The sequence below is a fragment of the Desulfatiferula olefinivorans genome (genome assembly GCF_054657895.1).
The window spans coordinates 161,824-185,883 of sequence record NZ_BAAHXV010000003.1 but is presented as its reverse complement, the minus strand read 5'-3'; the positions used below and the strand labels follow the sequence as shown (position 1 = coordinate 185,883).

General features: G+C 57.0%; 22 protein-coding genes and 1 tRNA gene. 10 read left to right on the top strand and 13 right to left on the bottom strand.

Annotated elements, in window-relative coordinates:
• The first annotated feature begins 10 nt into the window (after positions 1-10).
• The 5 genes from ACYQ11_RS03985 to ACYQ11_RS03965 all read left to right on the top strand — a co-directional run bounded on the left by ACYQ11_RS03985 (position 11) and on the right by ACYQ11_RS03965 (position 7,281).
• Positions 11-214, top strand: coding sequence for a DUF6485 family protein (locus ACYQ11_RS03985; protein ID WP_459922451.1), 204 nt, complete (start codon positions 11-13; stop codon positions 212-214).
• 27 nt (positions 215-241) lie between these two features.
• Complete coding sequence (gene amrB, locus ACYQ11_RS03980) at positions 242-1,729, top strand: AmmeMemoRadiSam system protein B (RefSeq protein ID WP_459922450.1); 1,488 nt, start codon at positions 242-244, stop codon at positions 1,727-1,729.
• A complete protein-coding gene (locus ACYQ11_RS03975; protein WP_459922449.1) occupies positions 1,713-3,812 on the top strand; it encodes a spermidine synthase in 2,100 nt (699 codons plus the stop codon). The genes amrB and ACYQ11_RS03975 overlap by 17 nt, the downstream gene beginning before the upstream one ends.
• Before the next feature lie 192 nt (positions 3,813-4,004).
• The gene (locus ACYQ11_RS03970) at positions 4,005-7,025 is read left to right on the top strand and encodes a hypothetical protein (protein WP_459922448.1); all 3,021 of its coding nucleotides are present in this window, start codon (positions 4,005-4,007) and stop codon (positions 7,023-7,025) included.
• Between the two features lie 49 nt (positions 7,026-7,074).
• Positions 7,075-7,281, top strand: a complete 207-nt coding sequence (locus tag ACYQ11_RS03965; protein WP_459922447.1) for a SlyX family protein — start codon at positions 7,075-7,077, stop codon at positions 7,279-7,281.
• 6 nt (positions 7,282-7,287) lie between these two features.
• Here ACYQ11_RS03965 and ACYQ11_RS03960 read toward each other — a convergent pair whose 3' ends face one another.
• The 3 genes from ACYQ11_RS03960 to ACYQ11_RS03950 all read right to left on the bottom strand — a co-directional run bounded on the left by ACYQ11_RS03960 (position 7,288) and on the right by ACYQ11_RS03950 (position 9,501).
• Complete coding sequence (locus tag ACYQ11_RS03960; RefSeq protein ID WP_459922446.1) at positions 7,288-7,938, bottom strand: TPM domain-containing protein; 651 nt, start codon at positions 7,936-7,938, stop codon at positions 7,288-7,290.
• Between the two features lie 70 nt (positions 7,939-8,008).
• Entirely contained in the window at positions 8,009-8,899 is an 891-nt protein-coding gene (locus tag ACYQ11_RS03955) for a TPM domain-containing protein (protein WP_459922445.1), read from the bottom strand.
• Between the two features lie 17 nt (positions 8,900-8,916).
• On the bottom strand, positions 8,917-9,501 hold the full coding sequence (locus ACYQ11_RS03950; protein WP_459922444.1) for a LemA family protein: 585 nt from the start codon (positions 9,499-9,501) through the stop codon (positions 8,917-8,919).
• Between the two features lie 228 nt (positions 9,502-9,729).
• On the opposite strand from ACYQ11_RS03950, the gene ACYQ11_RS03945 reads away from it, so the two are divergent.
• Positions 9,730-10,086 (top strand): inorganic pyrophosphatase Ppa, encoded by a 357-nt coding sequence (locus ACYQ11_RS03945; protein WP_459922443.1) that lies wholly within the window; start codon positions 9,730-9,732, stop codon positions 10,084-10,086.
• Between the two features lie 36 nt (positions 10,087-10,122).
• Here the strand turns inward: ACYQ11_RS03945 and ACYQ11_RS03940 are convergent, their stop codons facing one another.
• The 5 genes from ACYQ11_RS03940 to hmcE form a co-directional block, all read right to left on the bottom strand.
• On the bottom strand, positions 10,123-11,055 hold the full coding sequence (locus tag ACYQ11_RS03940; protein WP_459922442.1) for a helix-turn-helix domain-containing protein: 933 nt from the start codon (positions 11,053-11,055) through the stop codon (positions 10,123-10,125).
• An 18-nt stretch (positions 11,056-11,073) separates the two neighbouring features.
• Positions 11,074-11,268 carry a hypothetical protein gene (locus ACYQ11_RS03935; protein WP_459922441.1) on the bottom strand — a complete coding sequence of 65 codons (195 nt, stop codon included), beginning with the start codon at positions 11,266-11,268 and terminating at the stop codon, positions 11,074-11,076.
• A gap of 137 nt (positions 11,269-11,405) precedes the next feature.
• A complete protein-coding gene (locus tag ACYQ11_RS03930) occupies positions 11,406-11,942 on the bottom strand; it encodes a metal-dependent transcriptional regulator (protein WP_459922440.1) in 537 nt (178 codons plus the stop codon).
• Positions 11,943-12,036: 94 nt separating this feature from the next.
• Positions 12,037-13,419, bottom strand: coding sequence for a sulfate respiration complex iron-sulfur protein HmcF (hmcF, locus tag ACYQ11_RS03925; RefSeq protein ID WP_459922439.1), 1,383 nt, complete (start codon positions 13,417-13,419; stop codon positions 12,037-12,039).
• A gap of 33 nt (positions 13,420-13,452) precedes the next feature.
• Positions 13,453-14,130, bottom strand: coding sequence for a sulfate respiration complex protein HmcE (gene hmcE / locus ACYQ11_RS03920; protein WP_459922438.1), 678 nt, complete (start codon positions 14,128-14,130; stop codon positions 13,453-13,455).
• A 521-nt stretch (positions 14,131-14,651) separates the two neighbouring features.
• On the opposite strand from hmcE, the gene ACYQ11_RS03915 reads away from it, so the two are divergent.
• Entirely contained in the window at positions 14,652-15,119 is a 468-nt protein-coding gene (locus tag ACYQ11_RS03915) for a CBS domain-containing protein (protein WP_459922437.1), read from the top strand.
• 9 nt (positions 15,120-15,128) lie between these two features.
• On the opposite strand, the gene ACYQ11_RS03910 is transcribed toward ACYQ11_RS03915, so the two are convergent.
• Positions 15,129-16,136: a fumarylacetoacetate hydrolase family protein gene (locus ACYQ11_RS03910; protein WP_459922436.1), complete on the bottom strand. Its 1,008-nt coding sequence runs from the start codon at positions 16,134-16,136 to the stop codon at positions 15,129-15,131.
• Positions 16,137-16,592: 456 nt separating this feature from the next.
• On the opposite strand from ACYQ11_RS03910, the gene ACYQ11_RS03905 reads away from it, so the two are divergent.
• Positions 16,593-18,176 (top strand): B12-binding domain-containing radical SAM protein, encoded by a 1,584-nt coding sequence (locus tag ACYQ11_RS03905; RefSeq protein ID WP_459922435.1) that lies wholly within the window; start codon positions 16,593-16,595, stop codon positions 18,174-18,176.
• Between the two features lie 350 nt (positions 18,177-18,526).
• On the opposite strand, the gene ychF is transcribed toward ACYQ11_RS03905, so the two are convergent.
• The 4 genes from ychF to ACYQ11_RS03885 form a co-directional block, all read right to left on the bottom strand.
• Positions 18,527-19,597, bottom strand: coding sequence for a redox-regulated ATPase YchF (ychF, locus tag ACYQ11_RS03900; RefSeq protein ID WP_459922434.1), 1,071 nt, complete (start codon positions 19,595-19,597; stop codon positions 18,527-18,529).
• Between the two features lie 64 nt (positions 19,598-19,661).
• On the bottom strand, positions 19,662-20,330 hold the full coding sequence (locus tag ACYQ11_RS03895) for a pseudouridine synthase (protein ID WP_459922433.1): 669 nt from the start codon (positions 20,328-20,330) through the stop codon (positions 19,662-19,664).
• Positions 20,331-20,458: 128 nt separating this feature from the next.
• Entirely contained in the window at positions 20,459-20,647 is a 189-nt protein-coding gene (locus ACYQ11_RS03890; RefSeq protein WP_459922432.1) for a hypothetical protein, read from the bottom strand.
• A 199-nt stretch (positions 20,648-20,846) separates the two neighbouring features.
• Positions 20,847-20,931 (bottom strand) — tRNA-Leu (locus ACYQ11_RS03885).
• A gap of 360 nt (positions 20,932-21,291) precedes the next feature.
• Between ACYQ11_RS03885 and ACYQ11_RS03880 the strand changes: the two genes are divergently transcribed.
• Positions 21,292-23,592, top strand: a complete 2,301-nt coding sequence (locus ACYQ11_RS03880) for a PBP1A family penicillin-binding protein (protein WP_459922431.1) — start codon at positions 21,292-21,294, stop codon at positions 23,590-23,592.
• A complete protein-coding gene (locus ACYQ11_RS03875) occupies positions 23,567-24,025 on the top strand; it encodes a tetratricopeptide repeat protein (RefSeq protein WP_459922430.1) in 459 nt (152 codons plus the stop codon). Before ACYQ11_RS03880 ends, ACYQ11_RS03875 begins: the two co-directional genes overlap by 26 nt.
• Positions 24,026-24,060 lie beyond the last annotated feature (35 nt).

The window sequence follows — 24,060 nt, the reverse complement described above, 5'->3', positions numbered from 1 at the left end:
AGGATTGACCATGGAATGCAAAAAGGAAAAGAATCTGACCCGTTGCAACTGCTCGTATCCGTCCTGCTCACGCAAGGGGATGTGCTGCGACTGCCTGAGCTATCACTTGAAAAGCCGCGAGCTTCCGGCCTGCTGTTTCCCTGCGGACGCCGAAAAAACCTACGACCGGTCCTTCGAGCATTTTGCCCGGCTGGTCCGGGACAGCAGAATCTGACCACCGCGATCCACAGGAGGGGACGCCATGGAAACGGTTTCACCCGCCCGTCCGGTTTTGATTGTCATCTGCCTTTTTTTCCTGGCGGCACCGGCCGCCGCCGGCCCCCTGGTCCGTGATCCGGCCTGGGCCGGGGCCTTCTACCCCGAAACCCCCGAAGCGTTGACCGCAATCATCAAGGATCTGACGGCGAAGGTGGACCCGGCCGCCGGCAACCCGCCGCCGGGTGTGCCCCTCAAAGCTCTGATCCTGCCCCATGCCGGATATGATTATTCGGGACCCGCGGCGGCCCATGGCGCACGGCTGCTGACCGGAAGGACGTTTACGCGGGTCGTGCTTCTCGGGCCCGACCACCGGGTGGGGTTCCGGGGCACGGCCGTCACCGGATACGAGGCCTGGAGGACGCCGCTGGGAACGATCCCCGTCGACGGCCTGTCCAAAGAGCTGGCCCGGCGTTTCCCCCATCGCTTCCGCACCGTGCCGGAGTCGGACCGAAGCGAGCACAGCCTGGAGGTGATCCTGCCCTTTCTGCAGACCGTGCTTCCCGACTTTTCCCTGATTCCCCTGGTGGTGGGACAGGACGATCCCGCAGGGCTGATGCGGGATCTGACGGCGGTGGTTCCTCCCGATGACCCCGCGACCCTCTGGGTGGTCAGCTCGGATCTGTCCCATTACCTGCCCTATGACAGGGCCGTGACCGCCGACCGGCACACCCTTGACCTGATTCTCTCGTCAGACGCAAAGGCCTTTTCAGCCAAAGACAATGCCGCCTGCGGACGCCTGCCCATACTGTCCCTGATGGATCTGGCCGGACGCAGCGGCTGGCACCCGTCTCTGATTCATTACGCCAACAGCGGAGACACATCGGGCGATCACAGGCGGGTGGTGGGATACGCCGCCGTCGCCTATTACGGAGGTATGACCATGAAAGAGAAAAACGAAACGACGGCAAAAAAATTCACGGATGCACAGGGCCGGGTCCTGATCGATCTGGCCCGGGCGACCATCGCCCGGAAACTGGGCCGCCCCGCTCAACCGGTAACGATCCCCGACGAGGGTTCCTTTCACCGAAAGGGGGGGACCTTCGTCACCCTTAAAATCCATGACCAGCTTCGAGGATGCATCGGCAATCTCTCGTCGGACGAATCCGTGGCCGAAGGCATTCGGCGGAACGCCCTCAACGCCGCCTTCGGCGACTACCGGTTCTCCCCCCTCTCGGACGAAGAGTTTGACACGGTGGACATCGAGGTCAGTATCCTGACCGAACCCGCGCCCCTGGCCCACCACGGGGGCAGGGATCTTGTTTCGAAGCTGCGTCCCCACGTGGACGGCGTGATCATCCGGAAAGGACACGCCGGGGCCACCTTTCTGCCCCAGGTCTGGGACCAGCTTCCCGATGCCGAAGACTTTCTCCGTCACCTGTGCATGAAGGCCGGACTTCCCGCCGATGCCTGGACCTCGGAAGATCTTGAGGTTGCCGTCTATCAGGTTCAGTATTTTGAAGAAAAAAAATAGATCCCTCGTCCTGCTGACGGTGACGGCCACGGGCATCGCCTCGGTGGGCGGGCAGCTGGTGATGCTCCGGGAGTACCTGGCCCTGTTTTCCGGCAACGAATGCCTGATCGCCCTCACCCTGTTCAACTGGCTGATCGGAGGGGGCCTGGGATCCCTTTCCTTCCTTTTCGTCGACCGGTATCGACCCGGCAGCGCCTCATCGCAAAAGACCTTAGGTTTTTTGTCCTTCCTGCTCTGCGCCCTGGGGCCCCTGACCCTTCTGGCCCTTCGGGTCCTGCGGGATCTTCTCTTTCTTCACGGCAGCTCGCCGGGTCTTTCCGCCATCGTGTTCTTCAGCTTTCTGACGATCCTGCCCTATGCCGGGCTGGTGGGGTTCGCCCTGCCCTTCAGCCTCCGGGCGGCCCGGGAGGACAGGCCGGACTTCCCCGGAGCCCTGATCTACATCACCGACAACCTGGGCGACATGCTGGGCGGGGCCCTGTTTTCTTTCGTACTGGTTTATCTGCTGACCCCGGTTGAGGCCATGGTCGTATCGGCTCTGCCCCTTGCGGCGGCGGCGCTGGCCCTGACCTGGAAAAGCCGGGCCGGTTTGCCGGCCCTGATCCTGACCCTCGGCCTTTTTGTCTCCGCCCTCGCGCTCGAGCTCTGGTCCCTCACGCCGGCCCAGGGGACCCTGGCCCGCTACCTGGAAACCCGTTACGGCCGAATCCTTGTCGTCGAGGACCAGGGCCGGCACACCCTGTTTCAGGACGGAGAGCCGTTGTTCTCCTCCGATGACCGGGTGGGTGCCGAAGAACGCGTCCATTACGCCCTCTCCCAGGTCGACCGCATCGAATCCGTCCTGCTGGTTTCGTCACGGAGCGGCATTCTTACGGAAATCGAAAAATACCGCCCCTCCTCCGTGGATTATGTGGAGATCGACCCCATGCTCACCCAAAGCCTGATGGATTTCGGCCTGATGTCGGACATAGAAGGTCTGAATCCCATCCACACCGACGCCCGGGCCTTTCTGTCCGAAACATCGAACACCTACGACGCCATTCTGCTCAACCTGCCGGAGCCGTCGACCTTCCAGGTCAACCGGTTCTACACCCGTGAAGCCTTCCGCCTCATGGCCGGCCGCCTTGAACCGGACGGCGTTCTGGCCTTTTCGGTCGCGGGCTTCGACAGCTATCTGAATCGTGAAAACAAAGACCTCCTCTCCTGTCTGCACCGCACGGCCCGGGAGGTGTTTGATCATGTCCTGATCCTTCCCGGCCGTGAAACCTGTCTGATCTGCGCAAACCGGCCCCTCGACCCGGACATTCCCGCCCTTCTGGGCCAAAAAGGCATTTCGACCCGCTACATCGGCGATTACTACAGCGCCGATGTCAGCCCGGCGCGGCGGGCCTACCTGATGTCGATGCTCACCCCCGAGGCGACCGTCAACACCGACGCCCGGCCTGTCCTGATGTCCCTTGCGATCACCCAGTGGTTTGCCCGTCACCACACCCGCCCCCTTGTCTTCATCGGAGGCCTGGTGCTCGCGGCAGCCTTTTACCTGCCCCGGCTGTCCCGGGAGGAATACGTCCTGTTCACAACGGGGTTCACCATCATGGGCAGCGAGATTCTTTCGCTTTTTTCCGTTCAGATCGTGTTCGGCTACCTGTATGTGCGGATGGGCGTCCTGATCACGGTCTTTCTTGCCGGGCTTTTGCCCGGAGCCCTGCTGGCGGCAAAAAACCGGTTTGCCCGTCGTCGACGGCTCTTTCTGGCCCGGGCCGACCTCACCCTCGCCGGCCTTGTCCTTTTCTTCATTGCAGGCAGCCTCACCCCGATGATCAAGACCCACATGGTTTTCTACCTCGTGTTCGGTTTTGCCGTGTCGTTGACCTGCGGCTTCCAGTTTCCCCTGGTCCTGGCCGGCGATGAAAGCAATTCCCTGGCCGGCCGTGCCTTTTCGGCAGATCTGACCGGCGCGGCCTTCGGGGTACTCCTGACAAGCGTGATCCTGGTTCCGGCCTTCGGGATCCCGGGCGCCGCCCTCGCCTTGTGCCTTCTCAAACTCACCAGCCTCTGGGTGATCCGGGGCAGAAGCCTGTGAAGCATTGTCGGTTAGAAAATCTTTAAAATCAATATGATAACATTTTACCGTCAACCAGGATTTCCTCAAATCCAAGATCAGGCCTGAAATCATCCATTATTCCCATTGAATTTTAGTAACTTATAGCGCATGATGGAAGGCAGTCAACTGTGGCGACTCTCCATGCCCATGGCCATAACGAACGAGGATGTCATGACCGAACCGCTTACACGAATCATGTTTGATGCCCAGGATTACGAACTCTTGAACATCGTCCGCGACGTTCTTGAAAGCGGCAAGGAACGGCGCCACCTGAAAAACATCACCGGCGCCTTTCTCCACCCCCACGGCATCGTGGAAATGGCCGCACCCAAGGCCCTTCGCATGGCCTATTCCATTGTCCACCTGATCGGCTCCCTCGATGCCGACGAAGCAAAAGACCGGATCACGGCCCTTCGGACCTTAAGCTTCGAAGTGATGAACATCAAGGCCAGCACCTTCCGTTTCAACTCGGCCCGGGTGCTGCTTCAGATCATGAAGGAACTGGTGCGCAAAACCCATGACGAGGAAAGCGCCCTCAGACTCGCCCATGATTTCCGTGCCGCGGCCACCGGGAAACAAAACGTCGTCAGGCAGCAGCTCAGAAAATACCACCTGCTCGAAATGCCCGAAGACTGGAACCAGATCAGCTTTGACGACCATGTACACGACGCCAACACCAAGGGCCGCAAATCCCCCACCCATTTGATCATGGACGCCTGGATCAAGGGGATCCGGTTTCTCACGGTGGTCTATTACAACTACATCGAACCCGAGGCGGCCTCCGAACTGATGGAGGCCGCCCAGATCATGGGCATCCGTGTCCGGATCGGCGTGGAATTTCCCGCCCGGTTCCAGGGCAGGTACGTGCATCTGATCTGGGGGGTAAGGGGTCTGTCCCAACCCCAGGCCTACCTGTCCTTTCTGGCCAAACCCCATGTCCGGGAATTCCTTGCCGAAAGCAAAAACGTGTCGGTGTATCAGCAGACCTACGTGTTCAACATCCTGTCCGAATTCATCCGGAAACACATCCCCGCCGTGGCCGATGAGTTCGGTATCCTGCTCGATCCGATTTCGACCGACGACTTCCTTCGGTCCGTGGGATCGGGCCAGCCCTCCCTGCTTCATCTGGCCAAACACATCCACACCCTGATGGTTCCGGCCATGCGGCGGCGTCTGGAGGAGATTCGGGAGGAATACGCCAAGGATCCCGGCCCTGAAAAGGAGAAGGCGTTTACCCGGCTGATCGAGTCCATGAACCGTATCGATCCCGAGTCGATCTACGACACCTACCTGTCTCACGCCGCCAACCCCTCGGTCCCAGACCCCATGGAACCGTCCCAGGACGACCCCGACGCCCCCCCCATGCTTCAGCGGTCGCCCGCCGAACTGATCGAAGAGCTCAAACGCATCAGGCACGGGTCCCGGATCACCCTCAACATGACCGATCTCGACGTGGAAGACGTGCTCGAGCTGCTCTATGACTGCGGAGGCAACATCACCCATCTTGAAATTTTCAACCTCAAGGATCACATCGCCGGGCGGGCGCCGGATTACGAGGCCATCAACGGCATCCAGCTGGCCCTGAACAGCGGCAATGCGGTGCGTCTCAAGCGGATGATCATGACCCTGATCGAGGACCTGAAAAGCAAGGGCAGGCACAAGCGGGCCGCCCGGATCAACGAGATCCTCATCGACATTTCCCGTCTGATGTCCTTTTACCGGGACACGCCCTTGAAATCCTGCATCGGCACGGACTCCACCGGACATTCACGCAAGTACCCCGGCATGGGCATCGCCATCGAAAACACGCTCCCGGCCCGGGCCCGCAAGGCCTTCCGGAAAAAAGAGCTGGTGTGCCACCCCATCCCCCTTCGGGTCGACACCTGTTACCGGGTGACCGGACACCCTGTTCCCATGGCCAGTGCCGGGCTGGAATACGTCTACCGACTGTTCCGGATCCTGCCCTTTGCCGTGTTTCTCGGCCAGAAACGGGTGCGTGACTGGATCGTCATCCCCGAATCCGTAAGATTCGATCCCAAGGGAAACATCACCACCATCGGAGGGATCGGGGACTTCAAGGACAACGGCCTTCACCTGGTCCCCCGGGCCCTTCGAAAGAAAAAAGAAGGCCCGAAGGCGGCCTACATGAACACGGGGCTGAAAAACGCACTCAAGGTTCTGGCCGGATTCATCCCTGCCTTTCTGACCTTCGCGCTGACCAAGGACTGGTGGGTCCTGGCCTACCTGGGCGCCTTTATCTGGTTCGGCATCACGGGATTCCGCAACATCCTCCAGTCCGTTCTGGGCGGCGGCGGATTCCGTCGTTCCCCCCTGGTCCGGTGGAAGGATTACGTCAGCTGGGAGAGGCTCAGCGATTCGCTTCTGTACACGGGATTCTCCGTTCCCTTGCTGGATTATCTGGTCAAAACCCTGTTGCTGGACCGGGGCTTCGGCATCACCACCACCACGGATCCTGCCATGCTGTATGCGGTGATGGCGCTGATCAACGGCATCTACCTGTCGTCCCACAACCTGCTCCGGGGACTGCCCCGGGGCGCGGTGTTCGGTAATTTTTTCAGGAGCCTGTTGTCCATCCCCGTGGCCCTGGCCTTCAACACCCTGATCGGAGGCCTGCTCGGGACGCTGGGGGTTTTGGGCATCAACGACATTCTACAGAAATGGGCCGCCGTGATTTCCAAGGCCGCTTCGGACACCATGGCCGGGGTCATCGAAGGCGTTGCCGACAGGTTCGAGAACATGCGCCTGAGGCGGATCGACTACGACAAAAAGCTGGCCCAGATCCGGGACACCTACATCCGGCTTGAAATCCTGTTCCCCGAAACCGATCTGGAAGCCTTTTTCATCGCCCACGATCAGTTCGAAGGGGCCCTTGGAAACAAAGATATCGAAGGCCTGGACCAGGTCATGATCGTCAACGCCCTGGATCTTCTCTATTTCTGGATGTACCAGCCCCGGGCCAGGGACGTGTTCCGCAAACTGATCAAGACCATGACAAACGAGGAGAAACGGGTGCTTCTGCGCTGCCACCACCTGCTTTCCTGTCATCGAAAAATCAGCCTGATGTTCGTGGACGGCATCATCGGCAAACAGTTTTCCAAAGGACTGTCCTTTTACCTGAGTCGGTCCGAAGGCTATATGCGGGAAATAATCCGTCTTGCGGGGGAGGTCTGAGGACAGGAAAACGCGTAAAAAGCTTACTGACGGCATCACGGGAGACATCATGGACAACCAGCGTTTAATCGACATTGAAACGAAACTCGCCTATCAGGAACGCATGATTGCCGAGTTGAACGCCGTGGTCATCGAGCAGCAGAAAGCCCTCGATGACATTCAAACGGCCAACCGGGTTCTCATCGACCGGATTCGCGAGCTGTCCGAAAATCTGGCGGAACCCATGGGTGGCCATGAAAAACCGCCCCATTATTGACGGGTGTTATTTCACGATCAGATTCCCGAGCTCGTTGGTGTCGTCCGCCGTGATCGGGAAATGGGTTTCCAGGAGGTCGCCCGCCATGACCACGGCTTCGCAGATGGCGGCGGCCTGGCGTTTCTGTCTGATGCCTGTGACGATGTGCTCGACGATCCAGGCCCAGGCGTCCTTGCCGACTTTGGCGTCGATGCCGCGGTCCGCCAGCACCCGGACCTTGCGTTCGAACACGGAAATGAAAATCAGCACGCCGGTTTCATCCCGGGTCCGGTAAAGGCCCTCACGGAAAAACGCGGTCACGGCCGCCTCCTCGACTTCCTCGTCGATTTCCCTGCGGGATACGAACAGGCGTTTGAGCGCCGGAACACGGTCGATCAGGGCGTGAAAGACGATAAACAGCACGGAAAACATACCGATGAACAGCCACATGTTCTGACGGCCGATCCACAAAAGCTCCCCCACAACGGCGGTCAGTACGACGGCAAGGGGAAAGGACAGGGCCGCAGCCCCCAGAACGGTTGCCATGGGATAGCGGTAACTGGACGACACCACCATGGGAACGATCTCTCCTGCGGTCCGTCGTTCGGTGCGGACCACGGTGTCCCGAATGGTTTCACGATCGGCTTCGCTTAAAAATGCATCGGTCAGATTCTTCATGAGCAGAGCAGCATCCTTTTAGTAATTGTAACGCCTTATGACGATAAATCTCAACACGTCGAACCGACGATCACCAGCCTCCCGAGGCCCCGCCGCCGCCGAAACCGCCGCCGCCGCCGGAAAAACCGCCGAAGCCGCCGCCGGAAGAAAACCCGCCGCCGCTCCGGTAGCCGTGACTCACCGGCAGATGGGAACCCAGCGCGGCCCCCAGCACGGAAAGAATCAGGCCGGCCACAAGCCCTAAGGGAAACAGCAGAAGCAGCAGGCCAAGGCCGCCATTGAAAAACATGGCGCCGATCACCGGAAGCATGATCCCGCCGGCCGCCGTTCCGACCGCACGGTTGGCCCGCCCCAGTTGGGACACCAAGAAAATAAAGGCCAGAATGCCGAACACCAAAGGATCGGACCCGTCCGAAGACGAGGTGCGGGACGGCGGCGCCTGATATTCTCCCCGGACGGCGGCGATCATGGCCGAAACCCCGTCACTGATGCCCCGGTCGAAATCACCCTGTTTGAATGACGGGACCACGATGTTCCGGATAATCTGCCCGGACACCAGATCGGTCAGCCGCCCTTCGAGGCCGTACCCCACCTCGATACGCAGCTTCCGGTCGCTTTTGGACACGATCAGCATGGCCCCGTTGTCCGTATCGGCCTGACCGATTTTCCAGGCCTCGGCCACACGGATTGCAAAGGTTTCAATGGGTTCTCCGTCCAATGAATCGACGGTCAGCACGACGATCTGCGTGGAATCGCTCTGCTCCAGGGCCGAAAGGTCGGTTTCGAGCTGCCGGACCGTAGAGGCGGAAAGCATTCCGCCGTAATCGTTGACCCGGCCACGGAGCGGGGGCACGGACATTTCCGAAAGGGCCGCAACGGCCATCACCTCGACCAGGACCATGACCATCATCAAAAAAACGATGGTTCGTCGCACGTTACCCGTGATCACATGATGTTTCATCGTCTATCCTGAAGCTGTTAGAATTCCACCTTGGGAACGGCCTGGGCCGCCGCGTCTGCCTTGTAGTATTCCTTGCGTTCCAGTTTGAGCAGAAGGCTGTTGGTCAGGCTGTTGGGAAAAGACCTGATGGCCGAATTGAACCGTTCCACCGCCTCGTTGTAACGCTGGCGGGCCACGTTGATCCGGTTTTCCGTGCCTTCGAGCTGGTCCTGAAGGGCCATGAAATTCTGGTTGGCCTTCAGATCCGGATACCGTTCCACCACCACCATCAGCCGGGACAGGGCCGAGCTGAGCATGCCCTGGGCCTCGCTCATCCGGGCCATGGCCGCAGGGTCCGACAGATCCTTGACCGAAAGCGTCGTCTGGGTGGCCTTGGCCCGGGCGTCGACAACACCCTGGAGGGTTTCCTGTTCATGGGCCGCATACCCCTTGACCGTCTGGACCAGGTTGGGAATCAGATCGGACCTGCGCTGAAGATTGGCCTCCACATCGCCCCAGGCCTTGAACACCCCTTCCTCGTACTGCTGAAGCGTGTTGTATCCGCAGGAGGACAAGCCGATCAACGAAATAAAAACCGCCATCATTACCATGTACCGTTTCATGCAGACTCCTTCGATGCTGAATGTGTCAAATCAATGGGGACTCCCGCCGTGGGAGCGTGTTTCGGTTCGTGAGTGTTGCGACATGGTAATATCGGATGTTGTTTGAGTCAAGTCCGTTCCACCATGAGCTTGAATTGTTTTTAACCCCTGTGGTATACAGTAACATCATGGTTTTTCACGTCACCGCCAGAAAGGACGCTCACGTTTTATCGGTTTCGGAGGTTTACCATGCCGTTTGATCATTTTTTACAACTCCAGGAAACTTACGACATCCAGCTGTTCGACGACAGCCAGGACATCACCCTGCTCAAGAAAACCCACGCCTGTTTCACCGGCAGCCCCAGGAAACACCCCGAGCGCGAAGACAAGATCCTCCTGGTGGCCGATCTTTTCGGCAATCAGCCCATCTATTACGAATTCAAGCTCAGAGACATTTCCTATGTGGAAAGGCTGTCCAACGAGGTAACCCTGGACGGCGACACCACCACCATCGCCCGGATCTGGGTCAAAAAAGGCAGTGTGGCCGTCCGCTGCATCCCCTTTGTGGTCGAAACCATCAGTGTATCGACCGTCCTTCAGCCCTGACAGCCGGCGGGTGTTATCCTGCGATTGCAAAAAAGCTCACTTCTTCCGGGCCATGCGCGATGGTTGGACACCAAAGTGCTCCGTGAAGGTTTTGGAAAAATGGCTCAGATTGCTGTACCCGACATCGAAGGCGGCCTCGGTGACGGTCATCGTCCCCTGGCCAAGAAGATGTCGGGCCCGCTCCATGCGGAGGATTCGAAGGTAGGCGTAAGGGGTCATGCCGAACATTCGGGGAAACATTTCCTTGAACCGGGTCAGGCTCATGCCCACTTGTCCGGCCAGGTCCTCCAGTGAAGGCGGTTCGCTCATGTGTTGTTCAAGCAGCAATCGGGCCTTTACCAGGGGCCTTCGGATATCGTCCGGCAGTGGTTTTTCAACAGCGCTTTCATGCGCCGTTGAAAACAGCCAGAGGATTTCGAGGGCGCGGGAAAGAATCAACGGGGTACCCCCTCCCCCGGAATCGGTCACGGCATCTTTCAGAGTCGCAAGGGCCTGACACAACGGGGGTGACATGCCCTTCCGGACGGCGAAGGGGCGGCTTTTCACCACCGCCTCCTCGAGTTTTTTTCCAAGATCCGTCTCACCGATCAGAGAAAGAAAATCACCGGTGGGGGCCTCCAGTTCGAGGACCTGAACCCGCCTGCAATAGGCGCAATTCATACAGCGGCAGCCCGCCGGATGATAATGGAGACTGCAATGGCCTGCGGTAAGCTCCACGTCATCGAAAGGTTCTCTGCCGACCAGACAGATTCGCATATCACCGTTCATGCACATAACAAGCCGACAGATATCGTGATCCAGACCGGGAGTGAGACAACCCACGTCCTGATCCTCGATATCCCGGAAAAAAATCCTGATCCGTTTATAGAACCAGAACCACCCTTTGCCCTGACGGCCGACACTCTGTTCTTGCCCCAGCGTGTTCATCGTCAGTGATCCCTCCGGCACATCACCCCCCGTTTCATTCATCGCCTGACCCTTGGAAGATCACGGTTGCGTCGCGACAGCGTCATACTGAAATTGCCGTTCATGATTGTTCCTCCTTGTCTCAGTCATTCGTTTGTTTTGGACATCACCCGGGCCTGCGCCGTGGACGGGCTTCAAATGTTGTTCCATACCCGCCTGCAGCCTTTTGATGTTTTCTTCGACCTGACGAATCAGCGGATCGTTGGCGCCCTGCATTATAGCCACCTCATCAATAAAGCAAACCCATATCTTGTTAGAAATATCTAACTTCAACTATCTGAAAAAACCGCCAATCGTTACCAATCAGCGGTTTAAGGGTTTTTTTACATTATGGCGTCATTCATCGCACAGCGTCACAACGCGTCCAGCCTGCATTTGTATTCATGGGAAAATTCCGGGCAACGTTCCGTGCATTTATCCGGTTTCAACCCATGGGAGCGGTATTCTTCAAAGAAAGACAACCAGGTTTCACCGGCCCGGGGGCAGGCCTGGATGAACTCCATGAAATCGACCAGGCTGTCCAGTGTCTCCGAACCCAGCGCATGTTCCATTTTACAGGCTTCGCCGTCGGCGGTGTCGTGGTCGATCTTGAGAACTTCCGTCAGGAAACGATGAAGGACCAGATGGCGCCGGTGCATTTCCCGACCCACGTCGGCCCCGTCTTTGGTCAGCCTGACGTATTCGTATTTTTCGTAATCGACAAGCCCCCTGCTGTTCAAGGTTTTCAGCATGCTGGACACGGTGGGCATTTTCACATCCATCCGCTGGGCAATGTCCTTGACCCGAACCACCTTGTTGGACACATCAAGATTGTATATGGTTTCGAGGTAGTCTTCCATTACCGGCGTCAACGGTTTTTCAGCCTGATCCTTTTTCTCGGATGCGGTCATGGTGCGCTCCTTATTGTTAGACAATTAAAACAAATCATTGGCCACCAAATAACGCTAACCGACAAGGGCTGTCAAGCTTTTTTTCTTGCCGCAATCAGTCCTGCCCTTTGAGATGATCCGGAACAATCACCATTTTCAGCAGAAGGGGCTTGAGAAACGACCAGCGGATCCCCAGCTTGTAAACGTCTTCGATATCACGGATCGCATCCCAGCAGTTGTGACAGGGCGTAACCACCAGTTTGGCACCGGTGGCAAGAATCTGATCGCGCTTGATTTTCATGCCGATGTTCCGCTGCTTGCGGTATCGTCCGATACCGTTGAGACCGCCGCCGCCGCCGCAGCAGAAGTTATGCTCCCTGGACGGCTTCATTTCCCTGAAGTCCTCGGCAATGTAATGCATGATTTCAGGGCCCACGGCCCCGAGTCCCCCGTTCCGGACGTAATTGCAGGAATCCTGGTAAGTCACCGGCTCCTTGATCCGCTTGTCGGGATCGATCTTGAGCTTGCCGGTCTTGAGGGCCTCAAGAATCCATTCCACATAGTGCAGGGCATCGACGGGGGTTTTGCCGCTTTCGATACCCGCCCAGTAGGGGCCTTCGATCACGGTGGCCCGGTAGGCGTGTCCGCATTCGGTGACCACCATCCGCCTGGGATGCAGCCGTGTAATGGCGTCATAGACTTCTCGGACCTGGAGGGCGGCGCCGTCCCAGTCCCCCGCAAACATGGCGATACTGGTTTCCTCCCATCCCTTGCTGGGAACCGTCCAGTTTTCCCCGGCGAGGTGGAACAAAATGGCGGCGTCGCCGATATCTTCCGGATAGTGTTTGGGTTCACGGGCATTGACCGTATAGATGATGTCGGCGTCGGGTTTATCCACGGGTATTTCCAGACCGGGAAAATCCTCTTCGTTTTCCTCGACCATCCACTGGCAGGTATCGACCCAGTCCTCGGTGGTCACATCCATCTGGGCGTGATAGACCCGATGCATGCCCGAACCGATTTTCATTTCCCAGGGCACGAACCCTTGAGAGAAACAAAGGCCGCGCAGGTAGCTCATCATGACGCCGGTGGCGATCCCCATGGGACAGTAGAGTCCGCAACGATTGCAGCAGGTGCATTTGCCCCAGGCCGTATCCATGGCCCGCTGCATGAAGGCATTGTCCACCTTCCCTTTTCGCCGGACCAGCTCCCCCAGGGTACTCTGGATTTTAAAGGCGGGGATCTGTTCGGGGTCATTGTCGTTGGCCAGGTAGAAAAAACAGCTTTCCGCACACAACCCGCAGTTGGTGCACATGGACAACCAGGTCCTGATCCGGGATTTACACGTGGTTTCAAGCCGTTCGGCAAGGGCTTCGGTGTCCACGTCCAGGCTGTTCATCTCCTCGTAATACTGCTTGCCCTGGGTATCGGCCAGAAGGGTCTGAAGGGTTTTTTCCGTGGTAACGGGTTGTCTGTTGCACAATGTACCTTGAGTCATATCACCATGTCCCGAATGAAAGGGTGAGAAAAATTACCAGTCCATGCCGCCGGATTTCATGCCGCCCCGCTTGATGCCGTAGTCGATGCCCAGTTGGATTCGTGAGCAGAAAAACGTCACAAAATGAGACAGCTTGCAAAGGGGAATGGCGATCAAAAGGATCTCCCCGGAGAGAATATGCGTGATCATCCAAAAGGGATAGTGCCCCACCTGATGATAGGCCAGGGCACCGGTAACAAAGGGCAGTATCGTCAGAAACAAAGCCGCAATATCCTCGATGCGCGTCAGGCGACGGACCGATTTGAGAATGATGCGGCGTAAAAGCAGCGCAAGCCCCAGAAGAATAACGGCAAAGGTCATCAGGTCGCCCACCTTGTCCGGAAGGGTCCATAGACTGATACCCCAGGCGTTGGACAGCATGATGTTGTGGGCCAGGAGAAAGACCGGCGTGACCAGCAGACCGAAATGAAAGACAAAAAAAATCAGGGTATATCCCGGGTTGTTCCGCCAGCTGTGTGTGCCAAAGGGGATCAGCCAGAAAAACAGCGACCGGATCGCCCCCCGGATACCATAGATGATGTTGCGGGAATACGTCACCCCGTCAAGTTTCCAGTCCAGCCCCCGGATATAGAGGACCACGCGTATCGTGCATCCGACGGTGAAAAACAAAAAGGAGAACCACAACAAAGGACCGGTTACAAACGCGTACATGGACTCACCTCGAATGTCATGATTGATTCCTGACCAGGATTCCCCGGGCTCCCGGGCATGATGATCGGAAAACACACGATGGGGCGGACGACACTTTTTTTGAAAGGCACCGGGTTTACACGGCTCAAACCATCCATCATTGTCAATCCCCGATCGCTGCTCAAATGCAGATGGGCCTATCCGGCAGCCGGGATGTTCACAAACCCGTGATGCGCGGCGAATAATCCTCAAAATAAAAAAAAGCCCCGGCGCCGGCAGGTCATCCTCCTGCAAGCCGCAAGCCTGTGTTTCCTTGAAGCGGGACAATGTCATGTCCCTATGGATTTTTCGGATCTCCTCACGAATCTTGATGTCTCAATCAAATAACATAGAAACAAATTTTGTCAATCCGGAATTTGATTTATTCGTTCTGCTGCTCCGGTTATCCCGGGAAGGCGGCAGCTCTGCCATTGACATTGGCTACGATGTCTTTTAGTATTTTGATATTCCTGTTTCTGAACGTCTTGCAAAAGGGGGTTGCCATGATCACGGCCGTGGATATTCTGCGTTACAAACAGTCTGAAATGATTCATGTAAATGAAAACACGACGATCCATGATGCGGTAAAGCTCATGGTCGAGAAAAAAATCGGCGCGGTGGTCGTCACCAGGGGCGATACGATTGTGGGCCTGTGGACCGAACGTGACCTGATGATGCACTCGATAAACGATGATTTCTCACTGAAAACCGCCCGGATCGGGGACTATATCGATTCGAATCTGAACGTCATTGCTTATGATACACCCCTTGAAGCGATCCAGGAACGCTTTGTCGGCCTGTACATCCGCCATGTCTTCGTCGAAAAAAACGGGGCCATCATCGGGCTGATTTCCTGCGGAGACGCCATGGAAGCGGGCCTTCACTTTAAAACCCGGGAAATGGAAAAGCTCAATTCCATGGTCAGCCTCGATTATTACGAAAACTGGTCACGACCGAAAAGCACCCCCTGATAAAGGGCATCAGACCAGGGTGTTGCTGAGGGTACCGATTTTCTCGACGGACAGCGCCACCACATCGCCCCGTTTCAAAAAACGCCCCATTTCGAGACCACAGCCGCAGCCCTGTGGTCCGGAGCAGGTTCCCGAACCGATGAATTCACCCGGATAGATCGTTTCCGATTTCGACACATGGGCGATGATCTCTTCAAATCGCCAGGACATGTCGCCGGAATTTCCCCGTGACCAGATCTCGCCGTTGACCGAAGCTTCCATGGCCAGGGCGTAAGGATCGCCGATGCCCTCGGGTGTCACAAGAACCGGTCCCAGCGCATTGCCCGTATCGAAATCCTTTCCTTTGGCGGGACCGAGCCGTCCCCGCTGTTCGGCCAACTGCAGATCCCGGGCGGAAAAATCATTGAAAATGGTGTATCCGCCGATGAATGACGCAGCGTCTGCGATTGAAATATCGCGTCCCGTCCGGCAAAGAAAAATGCCAAACTCCAGTTCATAATCCATCATCCGTGTATTATCGGGCATACGGACCTGCTGATCGTGGCCGACCACGGAAAACCGGTTGCCTTTGTAATACAGGGGCTGTTCATGAAAGGCCCGGTTCAGGCGGTGGGCAACACTCCGCTTGCGTCCCAGGGTTCGCTCAATCAGCCTGTCCAGCCCGGCCAGACGCCCGAACCCCACCCGACGGATAATATTGATGATGTGGTCCTCGAACGCCATGCAGTCCCGGATGGATTCGGGACGGGGAACCGGAGACAAAAGGGTCACGGCATCGAGGCCGACAACCGTCTCCGGCGGCGGGTCGGCCAGGATATTCTCCGTGACCTCCCGGGCCTTGTCCCGGGCCTCCGGGCCTCCGGCCAGAAAGGCGATCATGTCGGAAAAAAAATACGGCGCCGTGTAATCAAGGGCGTAGGCGGCTTTTTCCAGAAGAACGATATGTGTCTCGTCGGGCGTCAAAACGCCGATGGACGGGTTGATATCATCACCATATAAAACGGTGGCAAGTTTCATGATCTGGTCCTCCTTCGGGCCGAACGATTTATCGTGACAGGGCGCGAGGTTCAAAGACTCGGGAGACGGCATGGCCGACAACGACTGACGAAAGGAAACAATGGCCTTTTATTACTATGAATCGCACCGGTCCTCAAATCTTTTTATCTGTTGACAAGAATTTGTGATCCGTGGTTATCTCCTCACGTCATAAGCTGCGTGCCGGTGCCCCGGATGCCCTGCGGGCCTCCGGGGCAATGATTTTTTTTGACCGTGTTCCGGCTTTGACGGTTTATCAACCCTTGACGGTCTTGTAAAAAGTCACTTTCTGGACGGCTTCGTAAAATGTTCGAGATCAAGGCTTGCGAATCCCGAGGAATGAGGCGTACTTAAGGTACGCCGCAGTGACGAGGGATGAAGCGTAACGCAGAGATCGGACGTTTTACGAAGCCGTCAGCCCTTGGATATGAAACAACCATGAAGATTGCCCTGATTGCACCACCCTATCCCCTGGAAGAAGCCCCCTCGCCCCCCCTTGGCATTTCCTATGTGGCCGCAGCCTGTGAAAAGGCCGGCGCCGAGGTAAGGATTTTCGATTACATCGTGCGGAAATACAGCCCGGAAAAGCTCGCAAAGGAAATCCTGGACTTCGACCCCGATGCCGTGGGCACCACCTCGGTCACCATGAATTACAAGAAAGCGGCGGAAATTCTCGAAGCGGCCAAGGCGGTCAAACCGTCCATGGTCACCCTCTTCGGCGGTCCCCATGCCTCCTTCGATGTGGACAACACCCTCGAAAACTACCCGGGGTGCGATATGGTGGTCATCGGTGAGGCCGAACAGACCCTGGCCGAACTGGTGCCGGTCCTGAACGATCGATCGGCCTGGGATTCCATCCGGGGCATCGCCTTCCGAAAAAACGGCTCCTTTGTCCGGACTGACCCCCGGCCCCTTCTGGAGAATCTGGACGATTTGCCCCTGCCCGCCCGACACCTGCTGCCCCTGTCCCGGTACCAGGCCCTGGGTTTTCCGGTCAGCATCATTACCAGCCGGGGATGCCCCAACAAATGCATCTTCTGCCTGGGCCGCAAGATGGTCGGGTTCAAGGTTCGCCATCGTTCCACCGAAAGCGTGATCGATGAGATCGAAAGCATTCTGGCCTACGGCATGGACGTGATCAACATCGCCGACGACCTGTTCACCGCCAACAAACAACGGGTCATTGACTTCTGCGACGAGGTTGAAAAGCGCGGCCTAAGGTTCCAGTGGAGCGTCTTCGCCCGGGTCAACACCGTGGATACGGATATCCTCAAGCGGATGAAAAAAGCGGGATGTCATGCGGTCAGTTTCGGCATCGAGTCAGGCAACCCCGACATGCTGGTCCGGGTCCGCAAGGGCATCACCCTGGACCAGGCAAGGACCGCGGTAGCGGCCTGCAAGGAAGCGGGCATCGTGGCCCACGCCTCGTTCATGGCGGGTCTTCCCGGCGAATCCCGTCAAAGTCTTCAGGATTCGGACCGATTCAGCAAGGAGCTGGATATTCTCTACGGCTTTCATTTGCTGGCACCTTTTCCCGGCACCACCGTGCGGGAGCACGCAGGCGACTACGACATCGAAATCCTCACCGACGACTGGGATCTGTACGATGCGGACCATGCCATTATCCGGACGTCCCATCTCGAACCCCACGAGATCAAAGCCTTCGTCGACAAATCCGTCGAAAAGATCACGACGGACTGGGACGATCTCGATCGGCGCTTCAAAGATAAAACCGTGCGTGACCATGAATACCTTCAGATTGCCGGATACTACCGCATGGTGATGATCTACCGCATGCTGTCCGAGGATCTGATCGAGGAAAACGCCGCACATAAGGGAACACCGGATCAGGCCCTGGCCGCCCTTTCCGGCATCGTCGCCCCTGCCTGCAATCTTGAAACGGATTTCGTGAACGATCAGCTCGCGGACCTGATCCGGAAAGGCTACATCCATCAGGACGAAACGGGCGGGTGTGTCCGCTTTTTCTGGTCCCACAACAACCGGGTTGCCACCGCCGGCTGACCATTCCCGACGCCGGGCCGCTGGGTCCGGCGTCACTTTTTTTTGTTACATCCCCAGCATCCCAACCGGTTCGAAGCCCCAATCCGTGTGCGTCGGAGCCGGCGTACCGCCGCGGTGTCCTCAGAAGATGGGGATTCGTGCACGCCTTCGGCCAGGTCCTTATGATTTTAGGGGCACGTCCATCGACACCCCGGCTGATCGACCGGCCTTTTTCAAGGTGCACTGGAACCCCTTCACCCTGATCAGCGACGATCCTGGATGGGCACGCTCGAACAAAAAAAACGGCTCACACGGGACGTTGGTCCCCGTGTCAGCCGTTTTCAATCGGATGATGATCAGACTTTTGAAGATCAGACTTTGAAGCGGATATTGAGGATGTCGCCGTCCTCCACCACATAATCCTTGCCGTTCACATAGATTTTACCCGCCTTTTTGAGACCGGCTTCGTCCTTGTGTTCGATCAGCTCGCGGTATTTGAAGACCTCGGCCCGGATAAAACCCCGTTGAAGATCGGAGTGAATGACACCCGCCGCTTCGGGGGCCGTGGAATCTTTCCTCAGAAGCCACTGACGGACTTCGTCCTTGCCCACGGTGAAAAAGGAGATCAGGCCCAGGGCCTTGAGGCACAGACCGGTGAAAATTTCCAGAGCCGGTTCGTCGATCCCCATGTCGGCCCGGAATTCGGCCTTTTCCTCATCAGTGTCGAGGAGGGCGATTTCCGATTCGACCTGGGCGGACACCTGCATGGCTTCCATTTTTTCGGAGTCACAGCGTCCCGCAAGCTGGTCGAGCAGATCCCGCGAACCGATCCTGTCCTCGGCAATGTTCAGGGCGATGATCATCTGTTTGCGGGTGATAAAGGGATAGCTGCGGATCAGGAGGTCCTCGTCATGACTGAAATCGAACAGCCGAAGGGGTTTTTCCTCCTCCAGATGGGTTCTCATTTTCTTGAGAAGCTCGAATTCCTTCTGCTGGGTTTCGTCTTTAAGCTTTTTCAGCGCGGCTTCGAGTTTTTCCAGCCGTTTTTCGATAAAGATCAAATCGTGCATGATCAGTTCGGCATTGACCATATCGATATCGCGCAAGGGGTCCACCGAACCGTCCACATGGTAGATGGACTCGTCCTCAAAGGCCCGGACCAGATGGCAGACGGCGTCCACATCGGCAATGTCCCGGAAGATATCGCCCCCCGTAATGGATTCCTTTTCGATTTTCGGCAGAAGAACCAGATCCACCCGGGCGCGAACCTGTTTTTTCGGCTCATACATGGTCACCAGGGTGTCGAACCGTTGATCGATGATATCCGCCGTTCCGGGCAGGGGTTTGGTGATCCCGCCCAGCGGGGCCTTGTTACCCGTCAGGGTCTGAAACAAGGTCATCTTTCCGCTTTGCGGAAGGCCGATAATTCCAACTTTCATCATGTACCTCGTATTGTTTCTTGGGTTTCAAAAAAGTATGGGATGATATCACCGTTTAAATAAGGGGTCAAACAAACATTTGACCGATGACCCGGGCCATGTCGGACGACGGTGTTGCCGAAAGTGTGACGGGCTGCCGGGTATAGGGATGGGTGAAACAAAGGCCGGTTGACGAGAGAAGCAGGCGCCCCACCCCGTAGCGTTCCCGGATCATCCGGTTGTGGCGTCCGTCTCCATAAACCCGGTCGCCGATCAGGGGGTGAAACAGGTGATCGAAATGGCGTCTTATCTGATGCTTTCTCCCGGTGTGGGGCCGAACCGTAACCAACGAATACCGGGCCGTGTCGTAGGGCCCCACCGGAACGGGGATCTCGGTGGTTTTCAGCCGCGTGTAGGCGGTTTGTGCCGGACGTGCAGCATGCTCCCTTTCCGGGGCAAGGGGGTGATCGATAACGCCCGAGGCGTCGGTGAAACCCCGGACCACGGCCAGATAGGTTTTACGTACCTGCCGCTCACGAAAGGCGACGCTCAGGGCTCCGGCCGCTTCTCTGGAGCAGGCGAACACAATCAGCCCGCAGGTGGGACGATCCAGGCGGTGGACCGGCCAAACATGGGTTCCGGCCAGATCTCTCACGTAATGGAGCAGAAAATCAGCCCGGGGGTCCAGCTCACTTCGATGAACAAACAGGCCGGAGGGTTTGGTGACCGCAATGTAGTGGTCATCGCGGTAAAGCACCTCAACAGAGTCTCCGGCCTTCGTGATTGCGCATGTCTCGGTCATGGCTGGGGTTGTAACACAGGCTTCTGACGAACTCAAAGCCAATGTCGGAATCGACTGTCATCCCGCGGTAAAAACGGACGGCATCATTCCTGGCCGTTCTGCTCCAGGTCTTCGGCCTTGATTTCCTCGATGATGGTGTTCAGCGTTTTGTAGGTGTGATAGATCACATCGTCAGGCGTGGCCGTGGCCGTGGGGCTTCCCCCGGCATAGATCTTCGCGATTTCAATGGCGGTTTCAAGGTTTTCGTATTTCTCCTGGGTCGTCAGGGCCATAACATCCTCCTTGAATGCCGGACGCCTGGTCAGCGCCGCGGTCGATTATGTCGATTATTCAGGATGATACCACACGATCCATGCCCCTTGCAAACAGGAAATCGGAGCGACTGACCGTGCCCACCAAATCGCCCACCAACCCCAAACAAAAAGCCCCTGGAGATTCGATCAAAATCTCCAAGGGCTTGATTTTTAAGGCTGGTACCGAAGAGAGGACTTGAACCTCCACGCCTCGCGGCACTAGATCCTAAGTCTAGCGTGTCTACCAATTCCACCACTTCGGCACAGTGTTCCCACACAGCAAAAAAAGATTCTTCAATGATTTCCGTGAGTGAGACCAACGACTTATACTGGGTTTGCCTGTTCTTGTCAAGACGGTTTTTTTTTCAAATCGCCCCTTGACCGACGCCGTGAAACCGCCTAAAATGTGTGCATGGTGTGATCGGTGATGGCAGTCACGCGATCCCCTTCAAGCCGTTCAGCGAGGGTCTACTGCCATAGTTCTCCTCCGAACGGCTTGATCTTTTTCATCCTTCCGTCCCATCCGCTTTCGTGCTTCCTTTCCGGCGCCAAATGTAATAACGTAGTGACCAACGTGCGCTGAACCCATAGGAGAAGGATAGCTTCAACCCTTTGATAATACAATGCTTTCTTTTATAAAAAAAGGCTTTTGGAGCACCGTTGCCATTCTGGTCGTCGGAGCCCTGATGATGCTGGGCTACTGCCTGTACCTGTCCGGACATATTGAAAAACGCTTTTCAGGCCGGAAATGGAAAATCCCCTCCACAGTCTACTCCGATACCACCCTTCTTTTCCCGGGGAAACATGTCCACATCGATACCCTTCAAGACAAACTGAGGCGACTGGGCTACCGGAAAAAAACAGGCCCTCCTGAAAAAAAGGGGGAATACCGGGTTATCGAAGCGGGCATGGAAATCTATTTCAAAGATCTGAATCTTCCGGACAACAGCCGTGAAGGTTTTTCAGCCCTTATCACCATCGATGACGGCCTGATCCGTCACATCCGGCTTACCGACACCGATGGCCCCATCTCCCTGGTGGAGCTGGAATCCGAAGTGATCATGCAATTTTTCGGCAGTGAACGGGAGCTTCGGCGGATCGTTTCAATCGACGATGTACCCGACTTTCTGGCCGACGCGGTCATGGCCGCCGAGGACAACCGTTTCAACACCCATTTCGGGGTCGACCCCATAGGCATCCTGAGGGCACTGTACACCAACATCAGGTACGGCTCCATCCGTCAGGGCGGATCCACCCTGACCCAGCAGCTGGCAAAAAACTATTTCCTCACACCGGAGAGAACCCTCAAGCGGAAAATCAACGAGCTGTTCATCGCCGTTGCCGTGGAGATGAAATACAGCAAGGATGAAATCCTTGAAATCTATCTGAATGAGATTTATTTCGGGCAGAAAGGCTCGGTATCCATCAACGGGGTGGGGGAAGCCGCCGCATTTTATTTCGGCAAGGAGGTCAAACACCTGACCCTTTCCGAGGCGGCCCTCATGGCCGGAATCATCAAAGGCCCCAACCTGTTTTCACCCTATGCCCATCCTGATAAATGCCGGGAAAGACGGGATCAGGTTCTTCAGGCCATGGCAAAAAAACAATGGATTACCGACGAGGAACTTCGCCTGGCCCTGGCCGAGCCCATCAAAACGGTGGGGTATCAAAAATACAACCGCAAGGCCCCCTATTTCCTCGACTACGTTTCCCGGCAGCTTACCGAACTCTATCCGGAAACGACCCTGTCCAGCCAGGGCTTTTCCATTTACACCACCCTGGACACCGATGTCCAGGCCGCTGCGGAACAGGCTCTGGAAAATGGGCTAAAACGCCTGGAAGACGCCATTCCGTCGCTCAAGCGGGATGACCCGGACAAAGCCGTCCAGGGGGCCATCGTGGTGCTGCAGCCCCGGACCGGAAACATCCTGGCCATGGTGGGCGGCAGGGATTACACGACAAGTCAGTTCAACCGCATCACCCAGTCCAGGCGCCAGCCGGGAAGCTGTTTCAAACCCATTGTCACGGCGTCCCTCCTCGATGTGTTCAAACCCTCGGACCTTCTGTCCAACGAACCCATCAGCTACATGGACCACGGTACCCTCTGGACCCCGGAAAACTTCGGCGACATTCCGGATAAAACGGTTTCGGTCCGGGACATGCTGAGACTGTCCTGCAACCGGGCCGCCGTGTCCATGGTCATGCGCGGAGGCCTTGAAACCGTGGCGGAGGAAGTCTCACGGTTCAACTTTTCAACCCCGCTGTCGCCCTATCCGTCGATCGCTCTTGGGGCGTTTGAAGTCATTCCCCTGGAACTGGCCCGGGCCTACTGCGCCTTCGCCGCCGACGGTATCCAGCCCTTTCCCCTTTCGGTCAAGGATGTGGCCGACGAAAACGCGGTCATTCTGGTCAGACGCCACATGAACATTCACCCGGTGATCACGCCGGCCAAGGCCTATCTGATCACCTCCATGCTCGAATCCGTGGTCAAGGACGGCACGGCCCAATCGCTGGGACGCCTGGGCATCACCTTTCCCCTGGCCGGCAAGACCGGCACCACCAACGACTATAAAGATGCCTGGTTCATCGGCTACACGCCGGACGTGCTGGCCCTTGTCTGGGTAGGGTTTGACCAGGGAGATTCGATCCAGTCCACCGGCGCCGGAGCCGCCATCCCGATCTTTGCCGAACTGGTCCAATCCATGCCCGGTTACATTTCAGAAAACGCATTTACAATCCCTCCGGGTGTGGTAAAGAAAAACGTGTGCCGTCAGAGCGGGGAACTGGCAGCGTTCATGCGATGCCCCGAAACCTATGACGAGGTGTTTCTGAACGAGAACCAGCCGGAAATCCCCTGTCCGCTTCACGCACGGCCCCATGTTTTCAAAAGGTGGTACCATGGTTTTAAAAATTTCTTTCAATAAAATGATTCCGATGCTTCCGGCTTTGGCCCTGATGGTTGTTTCGGGGTGTTCCCTGCCCCGGCCCCGACCCGCCGACACACTTCCGGAAAAGGGACTTCCCGTTCCGGAAATGGTCGCCACGGAGCAACAGTCCGGGCACATGCCCGACTCCCGGATGCTCGCGTCACACGACCTGACCCTTTCGGGTTACCGACTGCTTGAAAAACAGGATTACGACGGCGCCATTCGCCTGCTCGAAAGGGCCGTGGGGCTGAACCCCTCAGACGGTCCCGGCTATTTCTATCTGGCCGAAGCCTGGCTCGCCAAAAAAAATTACAATCTGGCCGTCCAGTTCAATGAACTGGCCGGTCTTTATCTTCGCCATGATCCGGCCTGGGCCAAACGGGCCGGAAATCAGAAAAAACGCATCAGCCGGGACATGGACGGCATGTAGCCCCCGTGTCTGCCGGCGCCGATCGTTGGAGGAAC

Coding starts and splice junctions, on each gene's coding strand:
- ACYQ11_RS03875 (WP_459922430.1), top strand. CDS start 23,567: ATGGTTTTAAAAATTTCTTTCAATAAAATGATTCCGATGCTTCCGGCT.
- ACYQ11_RS03930 (WP_459922440.1), bottom strand. CDS start 11,942: ATGACCGCATCCGAGAAAAAGGATCAGGCTGAAAAACCGTTGACGCCG.
- ACYQ11_RS03935 (WP_459922441.1), bottom strand. CDS start 11,268: ATGCAGGGCGCCAACGATCCGCTGATTCGTCAGGTCGAAGAAAACATC.
- ychF (WP_459922434.1), bottom strand. CDS start 19,597: ATGATGAAAGTTGGAATTATCGGCCTTCCGCAAAGCGGAAAGATGACC.
- ACYQ11_RS03880 (WP_459922431.1), top strand. CDS start 21,292: ATGCTTTCTTTTATAAAAAAAGGCTTTTGGAGCACCGTTGCCATTCTG.
- ACYQ11_RS03950 (WP_459922444.1), bottom strand. CDS start 9,501: ATGAAACGGTACATGGTAATGATGGCGGTTTTTATTTCGTTGATCGGC.
- ACYQ11_RS03940 (WP_459922442.1), bottom strand. CDS start 11,055: ATGAATGAAACGGGGGGTGATGTGCCGGAGGGATCACTGACGATGAAC.
- ACYQ11_RS03970 (WP_459922448.1), top strand. CDS start 4,005: ATGACCGAACCGCTTACACGAATCATGTTTGATGCCCAGGATTACGAA.
- ACYQ11_RS03955 (WP_459922445.1), bottom strand. CDS start 8,899: ATGAAACATCATGTGATCACGGGTAACGTGCGACGAACCATCGTTTTT.
- amrB (WP_459922450.1), top strand. CDS start 242: ATGGAAACGGTTTCACCCGCCCGTCCGGTTTTGATTGTCATCTGCCTT.
- ACYQ11_RS03890 (WP_459922432.1), bottom strand. CDS start 20,647: ATGGCCCTGACGACCCAGGAGAAATACGAAAACCTTGAAACCGCCATT.
- ACYQ11_RS03905 (WP_459922435.1), top strand. CDS start 16,593: ATGAAGATTGCCCTGATTGCACCACCCTATCCCCTGGAAGAAGCCCCC.
- hmcE (WP_459922438.1), bottom strand. CDS start 14,130: ATGTACGCGTTTGTAACCGGTCCTTTGTTGTGGTTCTCCTTTTTGTTT.
- ACYQ11_RS03960 (WP_459922446.1), bottom strand. CDS start 7,938: ATGAAGAATCTGACCGATGCATTTTTAAGCGAAGCCGATCGTGAAACC.
- ACYQ11_RS03945 (WP_459922443.1), top strand. CDS start 9,730: ATGCCGTTTGATCATTTTTTACAACTCCAGGAAACTTACGACATCCAG.
- ACYQ11_RS03915 (WP_459922437.1), top strand. CDS start 14,652: ATGATCACGGCCGTGGATATTCTGCGTTACAAACAGTCTGAAATGATT.
- hmcF (WP_459922439.1), bottom strand. CDS start 13,419: ATGACTCAAGGTACATTGTGCAACAGACAACCCGTTACCACGGAAAAA.
- ACYQ11_RS03910 (WP_459922436.1), bottom strand. CDS start 16,136: ATGAAACTTGCCACCGTTTTATATGGTGATGATATCAACCCGTCCATC.
- ACYQ11_RS03965 (WP_459922447.1), top strand. CDS start 7,075: ATGGACAACCAGCGTTTAATCGACATTGAAACGAAACTCGCCTATCAG.
- ACYQ11_RS03985 (WP_459922451.1), top strand. CDS start 11: ATGGAATGCAAAAAGGAAAAGAATCTGACCCGTTGCAACTGCTCGTAT.